20 protein-coding genes and 1 tRNA gene are annotated in these 20,972 nt (G+C 67.2%); 6 read left to right on the top strand and 15 right to left on the bottom strand.

Going from position 1 to position 20,972, the window contains the following annotated elements; all coding sequences use genetic code 11:
- The 6 genes from ACTZWT_RS13020 to ACTZWT_RS12995 form a co-directional block, all read right to left on the bottom strand.
- Entirely contained in the window at nt 1-501 is a 501-nt protein-coding gene (locus tag ACTZWT_RS13020; protein ID WP_444770102.1) for a FecR domain-containing protein, read from the bottom strand.
- 325 nt (nt 502-826) lie between these two features.
- Nucleotides 827-3,142 (bottom strand): TonB-dependent receptor, encoded by a 2,316-nt coding sequence (locus ACTZWT_RS13015; RefSeq protein ID WP_444770101.1) that lies wholly within the window; start codon nt 3,140-3,142, stop codon nt 827-829.
- A 117-nt stretch (nt 3,143-3,259) separates the two neighbouring features.
- Complete coding sequence (locus ACTZWT_RS13010) at nt 3,260-5,953, bottom strand: DUF2339 domain-containing protein (RefSeq protein ID WP_444770100.1); 2,694 nt, start codon at nt 5,951-5,953, stop codon at nt 3,260-3,262.
- Between the two features lie 53 nt (nt 5,954-6,006).
- The gene (locus ACTZWT_RS13005; protein WP_444770099.1) at nt 6,007-7,008 is read right to left on the bottom strand and encodes an NUDIX hydrolase; all 1,002 of its coding nucleotides are present in this window, start codon (nt 7,006-7,008) and stop codon (nt 6,007-6,009) included.
- Complete coding sequence (locus tag ACTZWT_RS13000; protein WP_444770098.1) at nt 7,005-7,511, bottom strand: tyrosine phosphatase family protein; 507 nt, start codon at nt 7,509-7,511, stop codon at nt 7,005-7,007. The genes ACTZWT_RS13005 and ACTZWT_RS13000 overlap by 4 nt, the downstream gene beginning before the upstream one ends.
- Nucleotides 7,512-7,610: 99 nt before the next feature.
- Entirely contained in the window at nt 7,611-8,174 is a 564-nt protein-coding gene (locus tag ACTZWT_RS12995) for a YfbR-like 5'-deoxynucleotidase (protein ID WP_444770302.1), read from the bottom strand.
- A gap of 281 nt (nt 8,175-8,455) precedes the next feature.
- Here ACTZWT_RS12995 and ACTZWT_RS12990 point away from each other — a divergent pair, with 281 nt between their 5' ends.
- Nucleotides 8,456-8,626 (top strand): hypothetical protein, encoded by a 171-nt coding sequence (locus ACTZWT_RS12990; protein ID WP_444770097.1) that lies wholly within the window; start codon nt 8,456-8,458, stop codon nt 8,624-8,626.
- On the opposite strand, the gene ACTZWT_RS12985 is transcribed toward ACTZWT_RS12990, so the two are convergent.
- Together ACTZWT_RS12985 and ygfZ are read right to left on the bottom strand one after the other, a co-directional pair.
- Entirely contained in the window at nt 8,617-9,270 is a 654-nt protein-coding gene (locus ACTZWT_RS12985) for a DNA-3-methyladenine glycosylase I (protein WP_444770096.1), read from the bottom strand. The genes ACTZWT_RS12990 and ACTZWT_RS12985 overlap by 10 nt on opposite strands.
- Nucleotides 9,267-10,148: a CAF17-like 4Fe-4S cluster assembly/insertion protein YgfZ gene (gene ygfZ, locus ACTZWT_RS12980; RefSeq protein WP_444770095.1), complete on the bottom strand. Its 882-nt coding sequence runs from the start codon at nt 10,146-10,148 to the stop codon at nt 9,267-9,269. The genes ACTZWT_RS12985 and ygfZ overlap by 4 nt, the downstream gene beginning before the upstream one ends.
- 141 nt (nt 10,149-10,289) lie before the next feature.
- Here ygfZ and ACTZWT_RS12975 point away from each other — a divergent pair, with 141 nt between their 5' ends.
- Together ACTZWT_RS12975 and ACTZWT_RS12970 are read left to right on the top strand one after the other, a co-directional pair.
- Nucleotides 10,290-11,624, top strand: coding sequence for a dihydroorotase (locus tag ACTZWT_RS12975; protein WP_444770094.1), 1,335 nt, complete (start codon nt 10,290-10,292; stop codon nt 11,622-11,624).
- A gap of 278 nt (nt 11,625-11,902) precedes the next feature.
- Nucleotides 11,903-12,058, top strand: coding sequence for a hypothetical protein (locus ACTZWT_RS12970; protein ID WP_011440024.1), 156 nt, complete (start codon nt 11,903-11,905; stop codon nt 12,056-12,058).
- A 148-nt stretch (nt 12,059-12,206) separates the two neighbouring features.
- Here ACTZWT_RS12970 and ACTZWT_RS12965 read toward each other — a convergent pair whose 3' ends face one another.
- The 4 genes from ACTZWT_RS12965 to ACTZWT_RS12950 all read right to left on the bottom strand — a co-directional run bounded on the left by ACTZWT_RS12965 (nt 12,207) and on the right by ACTZWT_RS12950 (nt 13,978).
- Nucleotides 12,207-12,470, bottom strand: a complete 264-nt coding sequence (locus ACTZWT_RS12965; protein ID WP_444770093.1) for a hypothetical protein — start codon at nt 12,468-12,470, stop codon at nt 12,207-12,209.
- Between the two features lie 129 nt (nt 12,471-12,599).
- The gene (locus ACTZWT_RS12960; protein ID WP_444770301.1) at nt 12,600-12,977 is read right to left on the bottom strand and encodes a TIGR02301 family protein; all 378 of its coding nucleotides are present in this window, start codon (nt 12,975-12,977) and stop codon (nt 12,600-12,602) included.
- A 63-nt stretch (nt 12,978-13,040) separates the two neighbouring features.
- Complete coding sequence (locus ACTZWT_RS12955; RefSeq protein WP_444770092.1) at nt 13,041-13,466, bottom strand: NUDIX hydrolase; 426 nt, start codon at nt 13,464-13,466, stop codon at nt 13,041-13,043.
- 5 nt (nt 13,467-13,471) lie between these two features.
- The gene (locus ACTZWT_RS12950; protein WP_444770091.1) at nt 13,472-13,978 is read right to left on the bottom strand and encodes a hypothetical protein; all 507 of its coding nucleotides are present in this window, start codon (nt 13,976-13,978) and stop codon (nt 13,472-13,474) included.
- A gap of 65 nt (nt 13,979-14,043) precedes the next feature.
- On the opposite strand from ACTZWT_RS12950, the gene ACTZWT_RS12945 reads away from it, so the two are divergent.
- The gene (locus ACTZWT_RS12945; RefSeq protein WP_444770090.1) at nt 14,044-14,823 is read left to right on the top strand and encodes an SOS response-associated peptidase; all 780 of its coding nucleotides are present in this window, start codon (nt 14,044-14,046) and stop codon (nt 14,821-14,823) included.
- Between the two features lie 6 nt (nt 14,824-14,829).
- On the opposite strand, the gene ACTZWT_RS12940 is transcribed toward ACTZWT_RS12945, so the two are convergent.
- Both ACTZWT_RS12940 and ACTZWT_RS12935 read right to left on the bottom strand, forming a co-directional pair.
- Nucleotides 14,830-16,257: an FAD-binding oxidoreductase gene (locus ACTZWT_RS12940; RefSeq protein WP_444770089.1), complete on the bottom strand. Its 1,428-nt coding sequence runs from the start codon at nt 16,255-16,257 to the stop codon at nt 14,830-14,832.
- 87 nt (nt 16,258-16,344) lie between these two features.
- Nucleotides 16,345-17,334: an L-threonylcarbamoyladenylate synthase gene (locus ACTZWT_RS12935; RefSeq protein WP_444770088.1), complete on the bottom strand. Its 990-nt coding sequence runs from the start codon at nt 17,332-17,334 to the stop codon at nt 16,345-16,347.
- 68 nt (nt 17,335-17,402) lie between these two features.
- Between ACTZWT_RS12935 and ACTZWT_RS12930 the strand changes: the two genes are divergently transcribed.
- Nucleotides 17,403-17,479 (top strand) — tRNA-Pro (locus ACTZWT_RS12930).
- Between the two features lie 189 nt (nt 17,480-17,668).
- Here the strand turns inward: ACTZWT_RS12930 and ACTZWT_RS12925 are convergent.
- A complete protein-coding gene (locus ACTZWT_RS12925; RefSeq protein ID WP_444770087.1) occupies nt 17,669-19,627 on the bottom strand; it encodes a primary-amine oxidase in 1,959 nt (652 codons plus the stop codon).
- A 289-nt stretch (nt 19,628-19,916) separates the two neighbouring features.
- On the opposite strand from ACTZWT_RS12925, the gene qhpR reads away from it, so the two are divergent.
- On the top strand, nt 19,917-20,960 hold the full coding sequence (qhpR, locus tag ACTZWT_RS12920) for an AraC-like transcriptional regulator QhpR (RefSeq protein ID WP_444770086.1): 1,044 nt from the start codon (nt 19,917-19,919) through the stop codon (nt 20,958-20,960).
- Nucleotides 20,961-20,972: the final 12 nt, after the last annotated feature.

Below are 20,972 nucleotides of genomic sequence, written 5' to 3'. Positions count from 1 at the left end.
TTATCGGCCGAGCCGCCGCAACAGCGCATCGACCCGCGGCTGTGGCCAGCGACGGACCGTCAGGGCGCCGGCGGCCGCAACGTCGACGCCTTCGCCGCGCCCGAGCACGACGCCGTCGCGGCCTTGGCGCCGACGCACGCCGACCCGGCCGCTGACGACGAAAACCGAACTGCGCGCCGCCTCGACGTCGACGGCCCATTGCGTGCCGCGGACCGCCGCGATGGCCTGCGGGGTGATCACTTCGAAGCGGCGTCCGGCGCGCTGTTTCGGTGCATCGATCAGCACCGCCTTGCTGCGCAGCTCGACCGCATCGATGACGCCGTTGCGGTCGCGATCGCGCACCGCGAAGTCGGCGCCGGCTTCAGCCACAATCACGACGCCGCCGGGACAGCGCAGCGTCTGAGCGCCATTCGCGGCGGATTCCGCCGTGCAGGCGGCCGCGACGGACTGCGCATGGGCGACCGGGGCCGCCATCGACATCGCTGCCAGGACAGCCAACATCCCTCTGAACCGCATCGCTCGTTCCTCTCCCGCTGTGCCCGCCGCGAGTCCAAGCATGGTTCCCGCCGTTTCCGGCGATTATACGGCCTCTGCATGGGTGGACGACGATGAGGCATCGCCGGTCGGCGGAAGGTTCAGCGGAGGGGACGATCGACATGCTGAGGTCCGGCCGACCCGGTAAACACCGGTCGCCAGCGGTTGATGGCTCCGGGCCCCGTCAGGTCCGCGGCGGCATGGCCACCTCTGCGCCAGCATCGCCGCGACGATGCTCCCGCTGCGTCGGCGCAGCCGCTCGAGCCCGATCGCCATCGCTCGACGACGGGATTCAGAAATCCGTCGTCATCGAGAGCCTGACCGTCAGGGGCAGGCCCTGCGAGATGGTGCTGTAGCTGGCGACGCCGGACCAGTAGTCCTTGTCGAACACGTTCTGCACCGACGCGCGGAAGGTGACCGGCCGCCTGTCGATCAGTGTCTTGTAGCGCGCGCCGAGATCCATCCGGGTCCATGACGGGATCATCTGCGTGTTCGCCGTGTTCACATATTGCTCGCCGGTGTAGATGACGTTGGCGGTCAGCGTCAGGCCCAACACGAACGGCGTGTCCCATTCGCCGCCGAGATTGGCCTGCACCGTCGGCACGCCAACCGGCCTGTTGCCCAGCGTCGCGGCGCTCGTCGTCCTGGTCAGCTCGCCGTCGATCAGCGCCGCGCCGCCGAGCAGCCGGACGCCCGGCGTGACTTCTCCGAATACGTTGAGCTCGAGGCCGCGGTTGCGCTGCTCGCCGCCTTCACCGAACACCAGATTGCTACCAATGGTCTCGAGCTGGCCGAACGGCTTCTCGATCTGGAACGCGCTGAAGGTCACGCCGAAACGGCCGAGGTCGAGTTTCGTGCCGGCCTCGTATTGCGTCGTCTTGTAGGGCGCCAGCGTCTCGCCGGCGTTGATCGCGCTGGTCGGCGCTGTTTCACCGATGCTCAGGCCTTCCGCGTAGTTCGCATAGAACGACACCATGCTCCAGGGTCGCACCACGAGACCGACCAGAGGCGTCACGGCGGTCTCGTCGGACGACGAGGTGAGGGCGCCGGTGTTGATATTGTAGTTGCTGGAACTGATCTGCTGGAAGCGGCCGCCGACGGTCAGTTGCAGGCGTTCGTCCAGCACCGACAACGTATCCGACAGCGCGATGCCCGACAGGGTGCTCTCGGACGCCTTCGCAATCCGGGTGGGGTCGGCGACGACCTGCTCCGGGCGATAGGCCGGGTTGTACATGTTGCTGAACTGCGTCGTCCCCGATACGATTCCGCGATCGAGCGTCTGGTTGAGATAGCTGGACTGCAGCGTCATCGTATGCGCGATCGCGCCGGTCTCGAAGCGGGAGCGGACGCCGGTTTCCGCACTCAGCCGGTCGATGTCGAAGATCGCGTTCTCCGGGCGGATGCTGACGTCTCCGGCGGAATTGAGCATCGTCGGCAGGCCGAACAGCCGATGAACGCGCGAGTTGCCTCCGCCGACCGCGCCGAACCATGTGACGTTCTCGGTCAGGTCGTACTCGACCTTGCCGAGAACCGACTTGTCCTCGCTCTTCGACCATTCCCAGGGCGCCTGGACATTGCGCGAGCCGTTCGGCGCGCTCGGAATCGCGAAATTGCCGGACGACGGATAGAACGGCCTCTGCGGCGCCGTCAGATTCTCCCGCTGACCGATGATGTCGAGCGTGGCGCGCAACCTCTCGCCGCGATAGTCGAGGGCCAGCGAACCAACGAAGGCGCTGCGCTCCAGATTGTCGATCGGGAGCTCACCGCCGCGCGCGCTGCCGTTGAAGCGGATGCCGAATTCCTTCTGGTCGCCGAAGCGCCGCGAAACGTCCACGGCGCCGCCGCCCTGGGCGTTGGATGCGTAGTCGGTCGTCAGGCGCGTCAGATCGGCGTCGCCGGCGCGTTTCGGGACGATGTTGATCGTGCCGCCGACGGCGCTGTTGGGCGATATGCCGTAGAGGAACGCGGTCGGCCCCTTCAGGACTTCGACGCGCTCGGCGTAGTCGGTGAACACCCGATAGGTCGGAGCTATTCCGAAAATTCCGTCGAAGGCGATTTCGCCGAGATTGCCTTCGCCGATCGGAAATCCGCGGATGTAAAACGAATCCAGCAGGCCGCCCGCTGAATGCGTACTTCTCACGGAAGGGTCGGCTTCGAGGACGTCGGCGACGGTCTGCGCGCCCTGATCCCGGATTCGCTGCGACGTGTAGGCCGTCACGGCGAACGGCGTATCCATGAAGCTGCGATTTCCCAACATGCCGATGCGGGCGCCCTGCGCCACCTGGCCGCCCGCATAGGGGACCGGCAGCGTCCCGATGGTGTGAATCGCCGCCGTCGTCGCTGCCGCCGCCACGGGCGCGGCGACAGGCGGTTCGGCCGCCGGCCGCGCTGCGATCCGGGACGAACGTCGTTGCGGATTGCGGGACCGGGCTGGCGGGGCCACCCGCGCCCGCTGCCGCGGCTCGTCGACGGATACCGGAGGCAATACGTGCGAAGCCGGACTCTGGGCCCGGCCATCACTGGCTCCGATGCCGGTGAGGCACAGCGAAATCACGGTTGTTGCGGCGCCGGCGAACAGCCGGTTCTTGCTGATTCTGAAACTGCTCACGGAATTCCCCAGTCCACCCATTCGACTTTTTGGTAGGGGGGCTGAAGTTTGTTAGCAACAGAGGTAGATTAGAACCACTGCACGCAGGCGCCCGATTCCGTAAGACTCCCTCTAACTCTACGGCTCTCTGGTTGCAGCGCTGGTCTGCGCTCGCTTGCGGAACAGGATTCGTTGATACAGCCAGCCGATCGCAACGAGCACCAGTCCGAGCCCGATGAACGACAGCGCCCGGTACACGCCGGTCAGCGTCGACATGTCGATCAGGAAGGCCTTGACCACGGTGAGGCCGATCACCACCGCCGAGGCGAGCCGGGCACGCTGGGAGTTGAACAGCACGCCTGCGCCGAGCAGCATGACGCCGCAGCCGAGCCAGGCCAGCGAATAGGCGTACTGCTCGGCGTCGGTGGTGACGCCGCGCCACAGCGCGGGGCCGTGATACAGCCGGCGGATCTGCAGCGTCACGTAAGCGAGGCCCATCACCAGTGCGAGAGCCGCGAAGCTGTTGGCATAAGCGGGCCGGCGCAGCCCCGCCGCCGCGTAGGACAGCAGCAGCGCCAGCAGCGCCGGAGCCGCATAGCCGAGCAGCAACTGGTTCAGCAGCAGGCCGCCGATCTCGCCGGACCACCACAGCATCGGATTTTCGAACAGCAGCAGTCCGCCGATGCTGGCGAGTGCGGCGTACACCGCGAGCAGGATCGCTGCGACGTTGTGGACGATGCTGCCGCTGCGTCGGCGCAGCCGCTCGAGCCCGATCGCCATCGCCAGGGACACGCAGACCTGCAGCGCGACCTCGACCAGTCCGGCGCTGTCGCGATAGACGTCGCCGCCGTTGACGGCGTGGCGGATCTGCAGAAACGCCAGCAGCACGGTGAACAGGATCGCCGCCGATTCCATCATGCGCAGCGGCGCGTCGTCGCCGCGCCGGCGCAGCCAGAAGCTGGCGATCCAGAACGACAGCGCCGGAACGCCGTAGCCCCACAGCAGCCAGTTGAAGATCGGCGTGGTGCCGACCGCGTCGCCGACGATGCGCGGCTCCCAGCCGGCCCGCAGCACGACGATGCCGGCGAGGATCGCGGCCAGCCAGCGCAGGAACGGGATCGGCCGTTGCAGCGAGATCCACGCCGTGCCGGCCGCCATCAGCGCCAGCGCGATCGTCAGCCAGCCCTTTTCCAGCGCAAAGGTCAGCGCCAATGCCAATGCGCCGAGCGTGCCGGTGGCGAAAAGCGCGGTCGAGATCGCGAGCCCGGGTCGGGTGTCGCGCTTGCTCAGCCATTCGGTGGCGGCGCCGTAAGCCGCCGCGAGCAGCACGGCGAGGATCGCGAACGGGATCGAGCGATCGAGCTGCGCGATCCGCGCATACAGCGCGACCAGCAGCGCCAGCGGCGTGAACACGCCGGCAGCCGCAAAGATCACCGGCACTTTCGCGCTCACCGACCGGCCCTGCGCCAGCACGCCGGCGACGCCGAAGCCGATCGCAAAGATCGCCGCGGTGATCAGATGCGTGGTCACCGGTCCTGCAATCGGGTCGATATCGATCCCGGGCAGCGGACCGCCGGACAGCACCAGCAATTCCGGCGTGCTGCGGACCACCCACGAGAGAAACACGAGCGCGACCAGCACCGCCGCCGCGCCGACCGCCGCGGCCGCAGCCGCCGCGCGCCACGCGACTGCCAGCGTCGCACCGACCAGCAGCGCGAACACGATCATCGCGCCGTCGGCATGGCCGTTGCTGACGACGATCAGCGCGGCTGCGAGCAGCGGTGCGGCGAGCGAGGCCGATGAAACCGGTTCGATCCGGCCGTCCTCGAACGATGGGCCGAACAGCAAGTTGCAGACCACCAGAAGCGCGGCGAGCGCGAAGCCGGCAATGACGTGGAAGGCCAGCGGCGCCAGAGTCGACGCACCTTCGCCGAGCCCCGGCAGCGTCCACAGGAACGCCAGCACGATCGTCGTCACGGCGAGCCAGCGCCACAGCCGGATCCGCGCGAGGCCGAACGATGCGGCGGTCACCACCGCGAGGTAGATGTAGAGCGCCCAATAGTCCGGCGTCTCCGACGACACCAGCAGCGGCGTCACGAAGCCGGCGACGACGCCGAGCCCGGCCAGCGCCGGGCCGTGCAGCAAGGCGGCAGCCATCGTGCCGAGCGCCACCAGCCCGAGCAGGATGAAGGCGCTGGCGGGGGCGAGGAAGTCGTACAGCGCGTAAGATGCGTAGACCGTGGCGAACGCAACCGCGGTGCCGGCGGCTGTAAGGATCGCCGGAATGTTGGCGATCGGCAGCGCGCGGAGATCGGAAATGTCTTCCTTGCGCCGCGTCCATTCGCCGGCGCCGAGCAGCGCCAGCGCGAACAGGCCGCCGAGCAGCACGCGCACGCCGGGGCCGAGCAGGCCCTGTTCAATGGAGTAGCGCACCAGGAAGAAGCCGCCGAGCGCCAGCGTCAGGCCGCCGACCCACACCACCCAGCGGGTGCCGATGCGTTCCTCGAAGCCGGGTCTGGGCTCGGGCGCAAGCGGCGGCTCCGAAGGCACGGAGGCCGCGACGGGTTCGCCGCCGGCCACGACGCTCTCGCCGTCCATCGGTCCAGCCGCTGCGGATTCGGCATCTGCAGGTTGCGAATCGGGGGCCAGCGGTGCATCTGCAGCAACGCCCGCGTCCGGCACAGGCGCCGCAGCGGGCTGCGTGCGGGCCGCCAGCGGCTGGCCTGCCTCCAGCGCCGCGAGCCGCGCCTGCAACTCCTGGGAGCGGTTGTTCGCCTTGCGCGCCAGCACCAGCGCGACGAGGGCGATCACGAGCGTCAGCAGTTCGAACATCACATCTCCAGGCGACCGGCCCGGATCGGGGCGCTTCGCTTCCTATCACATCGTCAGCGCCGTCCGCGTACGCGCAGGCCGGGCGCCGGCCGCTCCTGCAGCACTTCGCGGCGGAAGCGAAACAGCGCCGCCGGCCGTCCGCCTGTCTGTGTCGACATCTCGCCGGTCGGTTCGACCAGCGCGCCGGCCTCGACCAGCCTGCGGAAATTCTGCTTGTGCAGAATCCGCCCCGAGATCGCTTCGACGGTGTGCTGCAACTCGGTGAGGGTGAACTCCGGCGGCAGCAGCTCGAACACCACCGGGCGGTATTTCAGCTTGGCGCGCAGCCGCGCGATCGCGGTGGCGAGGATGCGGCGATGATCGAACCGCATCGCCACGCCGAGCGAGGGCAATTTGGCGCGCCCCAGCGCCGCCGGCCGTCCGTCGCGTCGCGACTCTTCGATCAGCCCGGCTTCGTAGAGCAATTCGTAGCGGTCGAGCACGCGCTCTTCGTCCCATTGCGCGCCGTCGATGCCGAAATACAGCCGCACGCGATCCTTGCGGGCGAGGGCGCGTGCGGTGTCGGGCTGTTCGGCCTTGCCGGCCCAGGCGGTGAGTTCAGGGATGATGTCGCGCTCGATGATCTCCGGCCGCTTTTCGCGCCAGTCTTCCCAGGGGAAGAAGCGGTACCACGGCTCGAAGGTCGCCCCCGCCGCGCGGGCGGTGTTGTCGACCGCGCGGGTCAGCGCCAGATAGCCGATCGATGCGACGTGGACGTCGGTGTCGCCGAGCCGCGCATGGCGGCCGCGGTCGCCGAACGTGTAGAGCTGCTCGACATAGCCGAGCCGCAGCCCGGTCTGCTCCTCCACCCAGGCGCGCAGGCCGATATCGAGCGTGCGGTGGGAGATCGCGTCGAACGGTCCATAGGGCAGACCGATCAGATCATTGCCGCCGGACGCCGTCAGGATCAGCGGCTCGTTGCTCTCGATCGCGACGATCGCGGCGGTCAGTCCGATCTCGATCGGAATCGGGAGTTTGTCGCCGGTCTTGTCGCTCATGCGGTCTTCGATCGTCATTCGAGATCGATGAGGAACGGCTGGCCTTCGATGCCGAGATTGCCGGGGCCGATCCGGTCCAGCGCCCGCAGCATCCGCCCCTCGCGCCCGAGCGCGCGATCGGCCAGCGTCACGATCAGCCGGTTCGGGAAGGCGCTCGGCGAAGCGTCGCGGATCTGCTGCGCGATCACCATTTCGTCGCGATGCGGGTTGAGCGCGCAGGCGGCCGCGAAGGCGCTGGCGGTGGAGCGGCTGATGCCGGCGTAGCAATGCACCACCAGCGGCGCGGCGCGGTCCCAGGCCCGGACGAAATCCAGCACCTGGGTGATGTGCTGTTCGTTGGGCGCGACGAAGCCGTCGATGTTCTCGGTGATGTCGTCCATCGAAATGCGCAGATGGTTGGCTTCCGGCACCGACGGCGGCCGCTGCACCTGGCCGACATTGGCCATCACCGACAGGATGTGGCTGGCGCCGGTCGCCGCGACGGTGGGGTGCAATGCCGCAAGGGAGCAGACGTGAATCATGGGGCCTTCCGGAGTTGCGCGATCCTAATCCTGCGCCGCAGCAGGTGAAAGCGCGATGACGGCGCCGGCTTCCGGGAACAATGCGATCGGACCCGCGTGCTAGCTGTACAGCGCCTCGAAGCGCGCCAGAAGCCGCTTCTCCGCCTTTCCGGCCGACCAGGGCGTCAGATAATCGTCGACCATCGCGGGCGGCAGGCCGGGATCGCTGCCGAACAGCCGCTTGGCTTCGGCCTTGGTGAAGCCGGCGAGGTGGGTGGCCTCGAGAAAGGCGGCGCCGCGGTCGGCGGCCTTGATCTGGCGTTCGATCGAATCGTCGAGCACCGCCGGCAGCCCGAATCGGATGTGAATCGCGGCGAGCAGCCGCCGCTCGACCGCCTTGTAGGACTCGCCGATCACCGCCTTGAACGGCGAGATCATGTCGCCGATCACGTATTCGGGGGCGTCGTGCAGCAGCGCCGCGAGCCGCAGCCGGGCGTCGACCCGGGGGCACTTCTCGCGCATCACCGCCTCGACCAGCAGCGTATGCTGCGCCACCGAGAAGATGTGCGCACCGCTGGTCTGGCCGTTCCAGCGGGCCACCCGCGCCAGGCCGTGGGCGATATCGGCGATTTCGACGTCGAGCGGCGACGGATCGAGCAGATCCAGCCGGCGGCCCGACAGCATCCGCTGCCACACCCGCGCCGCGGCCGGCGAAGTCTTGGTAGTGACCGTCTTGCCAGCGACAGTCTTGGTAGTGACGGTCTTGGTGGCGGCAGTTCTGGTGGCGGAGGTCATGGCAAGGCCAGGTAGAGTTCGGGATGATGATCAATCGGGGGCAGCAAGTCGGCCGACATATAGGCTATCTTGCCCGAACTAAGCCACCGTCTCGGCTCAGTTCTGCACGATCTCATAACTACGCTCGACTCTCTTGGTGCTGGTGGTGGTGTGCGCGAAGGGGGAATGCCATGGGAATGAACGGTCGCCGCGAAGCGGAACCTTCTCGGGCTGAAGACGGACACCGTCAGGCCGCCTCCGAAACTCTGCTGCAGGAACTGCGGCATGAGAACGAGACTCTGAAAGAGCTGGTCGTCAGCCTGTCGGAGTTGGTGATCAAGCGGGTCGCGGATCAACGCTGACGAATCGCCGTCTTGCGAGCCGGCGCTGCAGAACGTCGCGCCGGTCGCTTTGCTGCGCCGCAACGGGCGTGGCAATGGCAGCTCACCAGATGATCGTTGACCATGCCGACCGCCTGCATGAACGCGTACACGATGGTCGGGCCGACGAATTTGAATCCGCGCGCCGACAGATCCTTCGAGATCTTCACCGACAGCGGCGTCGAGGCCGGCACGCTCAACGTGGTCTTGAACGCGTTGACCTTCGGCGCGCCGCCGACGTAATCCCACAGGAACTTCGAGAAGCCCGGGCCTTCCTCCTGGATCTTCAGCCAGGCCCTGGCGCTGCCGATCGCGCCGTCGATCTTGGCGCGGTTGCGGACGATGCCGACGTCGTTCATCAGCGCCTGAACCTTCTCGGCGTCGTAGCGCGCGATCTTCTCCGGATCGAAATCGTCGAAGGCGCGGCGGAAATTGTCGCGCTTGCGCAGGATGGTGATCCACGACAGCCCGGCCTGGAAGCCGTCGAGAATCAGCTTCTCAAACAGCGCGCGGTCGTCGTATTCCGGCACGCCCCATTCGGTGTCGTGATAGGCGACATACAGCGGATCGTCGCCCGGCCACGGGCAGCGGGTGAGGCCGTCGGGGTGAACGCGCGCGCCGCTCATGCCACGGTCTTTCGCACGGCCGGCTTCAACTCGTCCGGGTCGGCGAGCTGCAACGCGATGCCGCCGGCGCTGAGCGGCACCGCCGCTTCGCGGGCATCGGCGACGCGGTCGATCCGCAGCAGCGCCAGCCCGCAGCCCTCGGCCGACGAGCCCATGGTGCCGACGCTCTTGTCGCCGGCGGTGATGTCGCTGCCGGGCTGCGGCGCCGCGCCGTCGAGCAGCACGCGCACGATCCGGGTGCGCGCGGTGCCGCGATGGTGCATTCGCGACACCACCTCCTGGCCGATGTAGCACCCCTTACTGAAATCGACGCCGTGCAGGCGGTCCATGTTGGCTTCGTGCGGGAAGGCGTCGCCATAGGCGAAGTCGATGCCGCCCGCCGGCGCGCCCAGCGCGATGCGATGCGCCTGGTAGGCGGCCGCATCCACCATCGCCGCGCCGATAGCTTCGGCGGTCTTCCGCGCCAGCAGTTCGGGCACGATGAGTCGCCAGCCGAGCCGATCGTTGCGCGGATCGACGAAGGCCGGTTCCGGCGTTCCGGCCGGTGTGCCTTCCCACACCGCGAGCACGCCGAGCCGGTCGGACAGATTCTCGATCAGCACCTTGGCGCGCAGTTTGTAGAATTTCAGCTTGGTGGCGAGCGGTTCGGCCAGCGTTTTCGGGCAATCCAGCAGGAAGCCGCCATCATCTTCCGCGGCGATCTCGGTGATGAAGAAATCGCTCACAATCTTGCCCTGCGGCGTCAGCAGCGCGCCGAACCGGCCGAGCCCCGGTTCGAGCAGCGTCAGATCCGTGGTGACCAGGCCGTTCAGCAGATGCCGCGCATCGGCTCCGCTGATCTTGATTACGCCGCGGTCGGGGAGGAGGGCTGCCTTCATTGCATTCTCTCGTGGCGCCGGTCAGGAACTTCCTTGCGGAAACCCGCCGGCTGGATAAGACATTTCAAGTTAAGCGGCCGGGCTCCGGCCAACAAGACTAGCAAGACTCGCGCCGGACCACTGAAGGGGCATCGACGGGCCATGACCGCCACATTCGACACCATTCTGAAGGGCGCCACGATCGTCAATCATGACGGCGAAGGCATCGGCGACATCGGCATCAGCGGCGGCCGGATCGCGGCGCTGGGCTCGCTCGGCCAGGCCTCGGCCGGCGAAACCATCGATTGCCGCGGCCTGCATGTGCTGCCGGGCGTGATCGACACCCAGGTGCATTTCCGCGAGCCGGGCCTCACGCACAAGGAAGACCTCGAAACAGGCTCGCGCAGCGCCGTGATGGGCGGCGTCACCGCGGTGTTCGAAATGCCGAACACCAATCCGTTGACGGTCACGGCTGAGACCTTCACCGACAAGGTCGCCCGCGCCGAACACCGGATGCATTGCGACTTTGCGTTCTTCATCGGCGGCACCCGCGACAATGTCGAGGAGTTGCCGCAGCTCGAGCGCGCCCGCGGCTGCGCCGGCGTGAAAGTGTTCATCGGCTCGTCGACCGGCAGTCTGCTGGTCGAGGATGATCCGAGCCTGCGCCGTATCCTGTCGGTGATCCAGCGCCGCGCGGCGTTCCACGCCGAGGACGAGTATCGGCTGAACGACCGCAAGGGCGAACGCATCGAGGGCGACCCGCGCTCGCATCCGGTGTGGCGCGACGACGTCGCGGCCTTGACGGCGACGCAGCGGCTGGTGGCGATCGCGCGCGAGACCGGCAAGCGCATCCACGTGCTGCACGTCTCGACCCGTCAGGAGATGGAATTTTTGCGCGAGCACAAGGATGTCGCGTCGGTCGAAGTCACGCCGCATCACCTCACGCTGGTCGGACCGGAGTGCTACGAGCGGCTCGGCACCAAGGCGCAGATGAATCCGCCGGTGCGCGACGCCTGGCATCGCGACGGGCTGTGGCATGGCCTCGCGCAGGGCGTGGTCGACGTGCTCGGCTCGGACCACGCGCCGCACACGCTGGAGGAAAAGGCCAAGACCTATCCGGCCTCGCCATCGGGCATGACCGGCGTGCAGACGCTGGTGCCGACCATGCTGGATCACGTCCATGCCGGAAAGCTGTCGCTCGCCCGCTTCGTCGATCTCACCAGCGCCGGCCCGGCGCGGCTGTTTGGCATCGCCTGCAAGGGCCGCATCGCCGCGGGTTATGACGCCGACTTCACCATCGTCGATCTCAAGCGCAGCGAGACCATCACCGACGACTGGGTCGCCTCGCGCGCCGGCTGGACGCCCTATCACGGCGTTCGCGTCACCGGCTGGCCGGTCGGCACCTTCGTCCGCGGCGCCAAGGTGATGTGGCAGGGCGAACTGACCACGCCCGCGACCGGCGAGCCGGTGCGGTTTCTGGAAACGCTGAAGCCCTGACGCTGCGATAGCGATCAAGATTGCCGTCCGGCGTTCCGCCACGCGCGGATGCGATAACGCACGATTTGTGAATGCGGCACGGAACCGCAGTCCGGGATTCTGCGTATCCCTCCCGCGGGAATTCTCCGTGATGATCACAGCAGACGATTCGGCCGCGCACGCCGAAGCGGAGCTCCGAACAGTTGGTTAACAGGAAATCAACGAAAGAGGCGCAGACTTCCAACGTCGCAACGATCGCCGGGTCGTCGAGTGACCGATACGCTTGAGGGGGATTCCAGATGGAAGCTCAGAAGACCGCGGTCGATGCCATCGTCGCCTTGACCGGATGTGATCGCGCAGCGGTGACCGAGTTCATCCGCAGGTTTTACTTGGCCGGGGTCAAGGACCCGAAACGGCTCACCTTCAAGGGGCTGCAGGCGTTCGCTCGCAATTGAGGCGGCCAACGGCGCCGTCTGCCCGGACCTGATCCGGGCACGAATCGCTGTTTTCGAGGATGATGGATTGACGGGTCGCGCCGGCAATCCCATGCAATGCGCCTTGAAAGTGCGCTTGCCGCCTTGAAAGTGCGCTTGCAGATGACGGCTACTGCTTGGCCAGCGCGACCGAAAACTCGCCGTTACGAACCCGGCCGGGCAGACCTTCGACGAACTTCGCCACCGCGTCCTCGCCATAGGTGCCGACCAGTTCCGCAAAGGCGGTGAACAGGCTGGCCTGCGCCAGGCAGTCTCCGTCGACGCCCTCGTGGAGAGCTTCTGCCCACGCTTCGCTGAGATAGCTCAGCGCGGTCTGCTTCTGGTCGCGGTCGGTCTGCATGTCGCGATCGATCGGATAAGTCGTAAGGCTCATGAAACTCAACAAGGTCGGCGCGATCCACTGCGGATCGGCGATGTCCAACTGTTACCACGCACACGCCGAGGAGCTAGGCAGATCTTTAGGAAAGGTTAATGGCGCGGGATAATCCCGGGGACCGGCCGATCAGTTCGCGTATCTCGCGGTCAGATCTCGGGAAATCCGCGAGCCCTCCTCGAGATAGCGGCGGATCGCCACCTGGGCGGCCGGCGTGCAGGTCCGGTAGGTCTGCTGGAACCCGTTATAGCCGCGGTTGAAGCCTGCGATCAGCCGGGTGCGGCGTTCGCCGGAGGGGGTTTCGGCGTCGATCAATGCCTGCATTTCGTTGCGCCATTTGGCGCCTTCGTTGCTGCCGCAGATCCCGCGCAGATAATGCAGCGTGCCGAGGATCTCGGCGAATCGCTGCAAATCGGCATCGAACGGCGCGGCGCCCTCCTGCGCCCGTGCGGGCGCAAGGCTGCAGGTCGCAGCGACGAGGACAACAGCAAGCAGGCGCTTCAGCATGAGGGGATCCCGACGCGGCCTGATAGGCTGTTTCGGCCACAGCGGCAAGCCGCACGCGGGCCGTCAGGTTCCGATCAGGCGGCGGGCGCTGGCGACGATCGCGGCCAGGCCCTCGGTGGTCCGGAATGTGCCGATGGCGTCGGGGGCGACCCAGACGGCGTCGTCGAGTTCGTCGTTCAGCGCCGGTTCGCCGGCCATCCATCGCGCCGCGAACGAAAGGATCACATAGTGCCCGGCATTGGCCGGCCCGGGCACGACCTCGCGCCACCCCGCAAGGCCGTCGATCGCGATCGTCAGCGCGGTTTCCTCGGCGACCTCGCGCGCCAGCGCGTTCTGCAGCGTCTCGCCATATTCGACCCGGCCGCCCGGCAATGAGTAGAATCCCCGCGCCGGCGAGCGCGCACGCCGCACCAGCAGCACCTGTCCGTCGCGGAAGATCGAGGCGCTGACGGCGATCTGCGGATGGCGCGGCGGCTCGGGCGTCGACACGGCTATCAATGCGCCATGATGTAGTCGATGTCGGCTTCGCTGCCCTGGCCGTTGATGACGCCGCCGGCACGCCCGATCATCGGCTTGATCCAGCCGACCGCCTCCTCGGCGAGCCGGGCGCGGGTGGCGTCCTGCCGGGCTCCGCGCATCGCATCGCCGACGGCGGTGAGGATCCGGGTCATGCTGGTGACGATGTCGTCGAAATCCGAGCGGATGCCGGGATCGGCGGTTTCATAGGCCTCGATCGCGAGGTCGCGAGCCCTGAAGTTCGACGCCCTGAAATGCTCGGCATAGGACAACGGATGCCAGCCCAGAAAATCCTCCGCACATTCCGGCATGTCGGGAATCATTTCAAGCAGCATCACCGCTTCGTTGAAGTGATTGAGATAGTCGGTGGCGAGGCCGGTTCTGGGATTGATGTTGGCCGCCCCGAGTTGCGCAGCACGCGCGGTGGTGTCCACGCCGACCGGAGTGCTTGCGTTCGCTGACGGAATTGGTTGCATCGACGACATCGGTGGTATTCTTGGATTGACCAAGTTAATAGGCTCTGAAGACGCGGCCTCGGAACATTGCGCAGATGTGCGGACGCTTTGTCATTACTTCAGCACCCGCGGCGATCCGCGAAGCGTTCGGCTATGCAGACCAGCCGAACTTTCCGGCGCGTTACAATATCGCGCCGACACAGCCGGTTCCGGTGGTGTTGATCGACAACGGTGCGCGCCGGTTTCGCCTGATGCGTTGGGGTTTTTTGCCATCCTGGGTCAAGGATCCGCGGCAATTCACGCTGCTGGTCAATGCGCGTTCCGAGACCGTGCTCGACAAGCCGGCGTTCCGGAACGCGATCAGGCGGCGGCGCTGCCTGGTCCCGAGCGACGGCTACTATGAGTGGAAAGCGGCGGGCGCACGCAAGCAGCCGTATTTCATCCATTCGCAGGGTGGCGGGCCGATCGGCTTCGCCGGGTTGTGGGAGACCTGGGTCGGACCGAACGGCGAAGAGCTCGACACCATCGCCATCGTCACCACGGCCGCGCGCGGCGGGATGGCCGAACTGCACGACCGCGTCCCGGTGACGATCGCCCCGCAGGACTACGCGGCCTGGCTGGATTGCGCCGAGGTCGATGCGGAAAGCGCCGTCGCGCTGCTGCGCCCGCCGCCGGACGGCGCCTTCGTCTGGCATCCGGTCTCGACCGCCGTCAACCGCGTCGCCAACGACAATCCGCAACTGATCCTGCCGATTTCGGAAGAGGAGATACTCTCCGAGGCGCCGGTCGCGGTGCCGAAAAGCGCGCGGACCAGGCCTGCCGCGAAGCCCAAGGCATCGGCATCTGATGATGGCGGGCAGGGGTCGCTGTTTTAGGGTGCCCTACACCACCTTGCCCGGGTTCATGATGCCGAGCGGATCGAGCGTCGCCTTGATGGCGCGCATCAGTTCGATCGCGGTCTTGTCCTTTACGGCCGGGAGGTCGTCGCGCTTCAGCACGCCGATGCCGTGCTCGGCCGAGATCGAGCCGCCGAGCCGCAGCACGATGGCGTAGACGAGGCCGTTGACCTCGTGCCAGCGCGCCAGATACTCGGCCTTGTCGGCGCCGACCGGCTGGGTGACGTTGTAGTGGATGTTGCCGTCGCCGAGATGGCCGAACGGCACCGGCCGCGCGCCGGGGATCAGCTTCACCACCGCTGCATTGGCTTGGTCGATGAACTCGGGCACCGCGGCGACCGGCACCGAGACGTCGTGCTTGATCGAGCCGCCCTCCGGCTTCTGCGCCGGCGAGATCTCCTCGCGCAGTTTCCAGAACGCCTGCTGCTGCGCGCCCGACGCGGCGATCGCGGCGTCGGTGACGATGCCGGCCTCGAAGCCCTGTTCGAGGATGGCCTCCAGCGCGCCGCTGGCGTCGTCGCGCATCGACGACAATTCGATCAGCACGTACCACGGATGCCGGCTCTCCAGCGGATCGCGGTTGGCGGCGTGGCGCACCGAGAAATCGAGCGCGATCTCGGCGATCAGTTCGAAGCTGGTGAGGGCGCCCGCGGCTTCGGCTTGCGCGATGCCGAGCAGCTTCAGCGCATCCGCCGGCGATGGCAGCCCGACGAAGGCGGTCGCGACCGCGCGCGGTTTCGGAAACAGCCTCAGCGTCGCCGCGGTGATGATGCCGAGCGTGCCTTCGGCGCCGATGAACAGGTCGCGCAAATCGTAGCCGGTATTGTCCTTCTTCAGCTTCGACAGTAGATCGAGGATGCGGCCGTCGGCGAGCACGACCTCGATGCCGAGCGCCATGTCGCGGGCGAGGCCATAGGCGAGCGCCGCGGTGCCGCCGGCATTGGTCGCGAGATTGCCGCCGATGGTGCAGCTGCCCTGCGCGCCCAGCGACAGCGGGAACAGCCGGTCGACGCTCGCCGCGCGCTCCTGCGCATGCTGCAGGATGACGCCGGCTTCCACCGTCATGGTGTTCGAGGCGAGATCGACTTCGCGAATCGCGTTCATCCGCGTCAGCGACACGACCACCTCGCCGTGATGCGGCGTCTGGCCGCCGACCAGGCCGGTGTTGCCGCCCTGCGGCACCAGCGCGACCCGCGCCTCGTGCGCCAGCCTGCAGATCGCCGCGACCTCCGCGGTCGAGCCCGGGCGCAGCACCAGCGGCGAGTGGCCGCGATACAGATTGCGCTCCTCGGTGACATAGGCTTCGAGCTCGGTCGGGTCGGTCAGCGCATGTTTGTCGCCGACGATCGCGGCAAAGCGCGCCAGCAGTTCAGGCGACAGCGCAGCGGCCGGCTGCGGATTGGCGATGTTCATGGGCGTTGTCCGTCGAGCCTGGTGTTTGAGCCCCTCCCATCGCGGCGGGAGGTGCCCGGCCGACACTTCACCACATTGGCCGGCCGATCAATCCCGCGGCGCCGCGGCGCGGCGCAGCCGGTCGTTGATCGCCTCGCCGAGGCCGTGATGCGGGATCGGCATCACCGCGATCGCGCGTGCGCCGCCGGCGTCGAGCTCGCGCAAGAACCCGAACAGGTTCGCCGCCGCCTCGGTCAGATCTGCGGCCGGCGACAGGTTACGGATGGCGGCAGCCGTCTCGGCGCCCGGCAGCGCGACCGGGCCGAACGCGAGCAGCGCCTCGCCGGGACGGACCTCGCTGGCGTCCAGCCGGACCTGCGCGCGAGGGGCGTAATGCGAGGCCAGCATCCCCGGCGCCAGCGGGGCGTCGTCGCCCGCCGGCGTCGGCTGCGGCTCGGCCAGCGCGACGCCGAGCAGCCGCTCGATCGCCTCGCGCGGCACGCCGCCGGGGCGCAGCAGCCGAGGCGCGCCGAGGCAGCTCACGATGGTCGATTCGACGCCGACATCGACCGGCCCGCCATCGACGATCAGGTCGATCCGCCCGTCGAGATCGGCCAGCACATGCGCGGCGGCGGTCGGCGACACGTGCCCGGAGCGGTTCGCCGAGGGCGCCACCACGGCGCCGCCGAACGCGCGCAGGATCGCCTGCGCCACCGGATGCGCCGGAATCCGCACCGCGACGCTGTCGAGCCCTGCGGTGGCGAGGTCACACACCGTGCAGCACTCCGTCTTCGGCAGCACCAGCGTCAGCGGCCCCGGCCAGAACGCCTCGGCGAGTTTCAGCGCGATCGCGTCGAATCGGGCGATTTTTCGCGCAGCGTTCAGGTTCGCGACGTGGGCGATCAGCGGATTGAACGAAGGTCGGCCCTTGGCGGCGTAGAGCCGGGCCACTGCGGCCGGATTCGCCGCATCGGCGCCGAGCCCGTAGACGGTTTCGGTCGGAAATCCGATCAATCCGCCGCCGCGCAGGCAATCCGCGGCCGCCGAAGCCGCCGCGTCCCCGGCGGGCAGGGTCCTGGTGTGCAAATCGAGGGTCATCCCCGGTTCATATCGCAATTCGCCCGCTTGCGAAGGGCGAAGGTCGACGCTATAAGCCGGCCTCTTGTCGGAGTGTGGCTCAGCCCGGTAGAGCACTGCGTTCGGGACGCAGGGGTCGCAGGTTCGAATCCTGCCACTCCGACCAAGATTTCGTCAGGCGCCGGCCTGATTTTCATCAACAATATCAAGCGCGAACTGAGACCCTCCGGATCGAATCCGAGCGCTTCGCTCGCCTCGGACCGCGAACGCGCGATTCTGTGGGTCGGCCTGTGACGTGGCTTGCCGGCGCGCAGTCCGGCCGCTGAGCTTCGCCAGCGGCCGGAGCTTCGCCCGGTCAGGCGGTGGTCGCGTTGGCGCAGCAGCTTGCGGCGTTGACCTCGGGCGGCAGGTCGATCCCCGGATTGCCGTTGAAGAAACCGTGCGGCACCAGCTTGAAGCCGGTCGAGATGCAGGGCTGCACCGGAAAGTCCTCCAGCCGCACCGGATGATGCAGGCCGAACACGTGCCACAGCACGATGTCGGCGTTCTCCAGCGGACGATCCTGCTTGATGAAGTCGGGCAGCCCGCCGCTGCCGTCGGAATGGTTCATGTATTCCCCGGCTGGATAGCGTTCGTCGGTATCGAACGCCGTCACCCAGAGGTGGTTTTGGACGAAGCTCGCCCGCTTGCCGGAAGGAGAATTCGGGCTGACGAACGGCGTCACGCAGTTCATCGCCTCGAGCTTGTAGCCGACCGGCGTGCCGGCGTAGTTCATCTTGTTCGGATTGATCACCTTCCAGTAGCGATGCGAGGCCGGGTTCGCGCGCCGCGCAGCCTCGACTTCGCTGCCGAGCACGGTTTCGGCCTCGTAGAACGCGTTGCCGTGCGGATTGTGCGGGCCTTCCTCTTCCGCATAGGTGTTGCATTCGACGATGCTGTTCTGGTCGCCGTCGACCGCCATGTCGAGCCGGGCGCAAAAGATGTGCTGATGGATGTGGCCGACGACGCCGGGCAGCACTTCGCGGGCGTATTTGCCGGGCTGGCCCGGAATGCAGGCGGCGGTGTTGATGATGCCGGTCGCCTTCATCTCGAATTCGATCGCGCCGTCGATGTGGAAGTACCAGTACAGCGCATATTCGTAATTGCCGACGGTGCAGATCGACGACACCACGAGCTTGCGCGCGCGCCGCACCTCGGCGCGGTCGGTGCGGAAGTCCCAGTGCTTCCACAGCAGGCCGGAATCCTCCTCGTGGATGCAGATCGCCTTCTCGATCGTCATCACGTCGCCGTTCATGGTGTTGAGGTGGACGTCGAGATATTCGATCGCGCCGAGGCAGTCGCAGCCGAGCTTCAGCGAATTGGCGAGCTTGCCGATGCCGTATTCGCCGATATCGAACACGTTCTTGCGGAAATGGCCGTTGTCGGGGCTGCCATAGGGCACCACCATCTCGACCAGCGATGCGCGATGCGCGACCGGGCGGCCGTCATATTTGATGTCGTGCAGCGTCAGCGCCTCGCGGGCGTTGAAGCCGATCACGAACGACCATTTGTCCCAGGTGAGAGCCCGGCCTTCGATCCTGAAGCTGACGCCCTGCGGCTGCGTCACGTTGATCGGCTTCAGCGGCGCGCGCTTGGATTCGATGAATTCGCGCTCGTAGTTGGCTTCAATCTTCGGGATCGGCACCACGCCGTAATCGTCGACGCGGATCACCTCCCAGGTCTTTAGATCGATCACCGCGTTGAGCCCCTCGATCGGATGGGCGTAGAAATTCTCGTTCTCGCGCAGCCGCTGCCAGGCGAAGACGTGGCACAGATGCCGGCCGTCCTCGCCGGGAATGCCGAAATTGCCCGCCGACCATGGGTCGACGCAGACCGTGGTCATGTCGGTGATGCCGCGGCGCTCGCAGCCGGCGATGAATTCGGGATGGGCGCGGACGAAGCCTTCGATGGCGAGAAACTGTTCGAGCTGGATCATCGGCCGCGCGGTCGGGAACGCCTTGCGCGAAGTGATCGTGCCGGAATCGAGCGAGACGAACAGCCGCGTCACGCCGATGCGGGTGGTGCTGAACACGCTGACGCGGGCGTTGCGCGCGATCGGCATCCCGGGCTTGAACGCGCGCACGATGGCCTTTTCGGGCTCGAGCAGCTCGATCGTCTCGAACCTTGTATCGGTGCCGTAGGGCGGGTCTGCGTTGACGATCGCCGCGACCCTGGTGATTTCGGCCGGAGTGAGAGGCTGCAGCGGATGCTGGACTGCCGGGGCGTCAGCCACTGCAGCCGCGTGACAGCAGGTGGTGTCTTCCGCGAGGCTCATGATGTCGTCTCCCTGATTGGTTGCGGCGGTTCGTCGATCGCACTGGTACGCGGCATGCTGCATCAAGGAGAACGCCGCGGGATTGACAGTAGGCGCCAATTGCGGCCGCCGACGGGTGCTCGCGCGAACACGTGACCCGGTGAGGGCGGATTCGCGTTACTGTTGAAATGAAGCGCCGCTTGTCTGGTCTTCCTGATCGACGCGCTTCTGATTGCAGACAGGAGGCGCCACCCGGCAGGTGGTGCGGTTTTTGCTTCGCGATCCCGGCGTTTCCTCTGGATCGGTGGACATGTCTGCTTCGGGAACCATCGCCTGCGGCCCTGTGCAGCAGCTTCTGGCGGCGCTCGCGCGGTTGCGGCCGGAATCCGCAGGAATCAACGCCCGCGCGGGGATTTCACGCGCGGCCCTCGACGATCCGTCCGAGATGCTGCCGCTGGCCGCCTTCACGTCGATGCTGGAGGCGGCTGCGCATGAAAGCGGCAATCGCACGCTCGGCCTCGAGCTCGGCCGCGACTTCAAGCTCGCGGCGCTGGGGCCGATCAGCGATCTGATGCAGACCGCCCAGACCGTGGGCGACGCGCTGGAGAGCTTCAACGGTTTCTTCGCCAGCGTTCAGACCAGCACGCGCACCACGCTGTCGGTCAGCGACGGCACCGCGCGGCTGTCCTACGCGATCGAGGATCCGGCGATCCGGTTTCGCGAGCAGGACGCCGGCTTCTCGCTGGCGATCGAATATTCGATGCTGGCCGGCTTTCTCGGCCCGGCGTGGCGGGCCAGCGGCGTCGAATTCGAGCACGCGGTCGGGGACGATCTGCCGTTCTATCAGCAGCATTTCGACTGCCCGCTGCGGTTCGGCCGGCGCGACAACGCGTTGCTGTTTCAGGCGCGGTGTCTCGACGTGCCGTTGCAGCAGGCCGATCGCAATCGGCACGCCCGGCTGCGCGCCGATCTCGCGGAGGCGATCCAGCGGCGGGCGACGCGGCTCGATCTGGTGGGCGGCATCGAGGCGTGGATCGCGGCCTCGCTGTGCCGGTCGGTTGCCACCGACATCGAGGTCGTGGCCTGCGATTTCGGCATGAGCACGCGGTCGTTCCAGCGCAAGCTCGCCGATCACGGCGTCAACTATCTCGACATCCGCAACCGCGTCCGCTCGCATATCGCCAAATGCATGCTGGCCGAGACCCGCGCGCCCGTGACGTCGATCGCGCTGCAGCTCGGCTACAGCGAGACCAGCGCGTTCTCACGCGGTTTCAAGAGCCAGGTCGGCGAAACGCCGGTCGAGTTTCGCAGGCGTCGGCGCGGCATGGAAGCGGTCGTTGCTGCTGTGGCGTGAGCGCGTAGCGTC

The organism is Rhodopseudomonas sp. NSM (genome assembly GCF_052445935.1).
Taxonomy (GTDB): Bacteria; Pseudomonadota; Alphaproteobacteria; order Rhizobiales; family Xanthobacteraceae; genus Rhodopseudomonas.
The sequence above is the reverse complement of the archived record's forward strand: the minus strand, read 5'-3'. Positions and strand labels throughout refer to the sequence as shown.